This window comes from Vibrio sp. 1402 (assembly GCF_033340275.1).
The window spans coordinates 1-1,074 of the sequence record NZ_JAWOWE010000090.1; the positions used below are offsets into that span (position 1 = coordinate 1).

Annotated in this window: 1 protein-coding gene; it reads right to left on the reverse strand. The window is 49.0% G+C overall.

All coding sequences use genetic code 11. The annotated features are described in order from the left end of the window. A partial coding sequence (gene murD / locus R7044_RS24330; RefSeq protein ID WP_225455888.1) for a UDP-N-acetylmuramoyl-L-alanine--D-glutamate ligase occupies positions 1 to 974 on the reverse strand: 974 nt, incomplete at its 3' end. Positions 975 to 1,074: the final 100 nt, after the last annotated feature.

Consider the following 1,074-nt stretch of genomic DNA (forward strand, 5'->3'; position numbering starts at 1 on the left):
GCGATATTAGTTGCTTTAGAGTCATTCACCCATTTTACGCCACGATTATCCGCAACCACCTGGCATCGGTGTGTCAGTCCCGTGTAATTTTTAAGTGCATTCAAAGCGTTGTGGTAATCAACACCTGCAGCTTTGAGCAGAGCCAACACGACGAGAGCGTTCGCTAAGTTATGTTTGCCGACAAGTTTCAATTCATCGCTGGCGATGATGCGCTGACCATGATCAAGTAACCATGTGCGAGAACCATCGACTTCAAGGCCGTAAGCTTGCTCATCGCTGCCAAACGTAACCACGGGCATCTCAACCTCTGGGTACGTCTCTTGATCATCACGGTTAACTACAGCTAACTCTGCATGATCAAAAATACGCAGCTTAGCAGCGCGATAATCTGCCATACCTTCGTAGCGATCCATGTGATCTTCGGAAAGGTTAAGAAATGCCGCCGCTTTGAGTTTCAAACTCGACGTCGTTTCCAACTGAAAACTTGAAAGTTCCAGTACATACAAATCCGCATCTTGCTCAAGCAGCTCCAGTGCAGGCACGCCAATGTTACCGCCGACACCCACCGTCAATCCTGCCGCTTTCGCCATCACACCAGTTAAATCTGTCACCGTGCTCTTGCCGTTTGAACCCGTGATGGCCACCACTGGCTTATTCACCGCCCAAGCAAACAACTCGATGTCCCCCACGACAGGCGTGCCTTTCACTAGCACAGTTTGTATCTCTGGTGTCGCTAACGCTATACCAGGGTTGGTCACCACCAAGTCAGCTTCTGCAAGCCACTGAGTATTCCAACCACCACGGTGCAGTTCAACCTGTTCAGGCAGACGCTCAGCGCCTGGCGGATTGTCACGCGTATCAATAACTTTAACCGTCAATTGCGGCTGAGTTTTTCGGAGGTGTTTAACGACAGAGAGCCCGGTAATACCGAGCCCTACGACGACAACGTTATGTATGTTTTGCCAACGTTCCATATGTGATCACACTGTATTGCTTGTTCTTGGAAAGTGCGATTAACGCACTTTCAATGTCGCAAGACCAATCAGAACAAGAACCATAGAAATAATCCAGAAG